The following is a 258-nucleotide window of genomic DNA, read 5'->3' on the forward strand; positions in this document are numbered from 1 at the left end:
CGAACTGTCGACCCCTACATTATCAGTGTAGTACTCTAACCAGCTGAGCTACGAGACACTCTTCATTCTTATTTTTGTGCGTTTAAGCACTTGTTTTTTAAATTAACAGCAAGAGTAATATAATCTTCGGCTTTGCAACCAAAAGTCCTTTTCGTCTTCTTTCCTCAGCGTGTATTACTACTAACACTAAGGCTCTAGAAAGGAGGTGTTCCAGCCGCACCTTCCGGTACGGCTACCTTGTTACGACTTAGCCCTAGT

At 42.6% G+C, this 258-nt stretch carries 1 rRNA gene; it reads right to left on the minus strand.

Features of this window, described 5'->3' with window-relative positions:
* Positions 1 to 198: 198 nt before the first annotated feature.
* Positions 199 to 258: ribosomal RNA gene (locus DOS84_RS18880) — 16S ribosomal RNA — on the minus strand; the annotation flags it as partial.

The sequence above is a fragment of the Flavobacterium aquariorum genome (assembly GCF_003254745.1).
In the GTDB taxonomy this organism is placed as follows: Bacteria; Bacteroidota; Bacteroidia; order Flavobacteriales; family Flavobacteriaceae; genus Flavobacterium; species Flavobacterium aquariorum.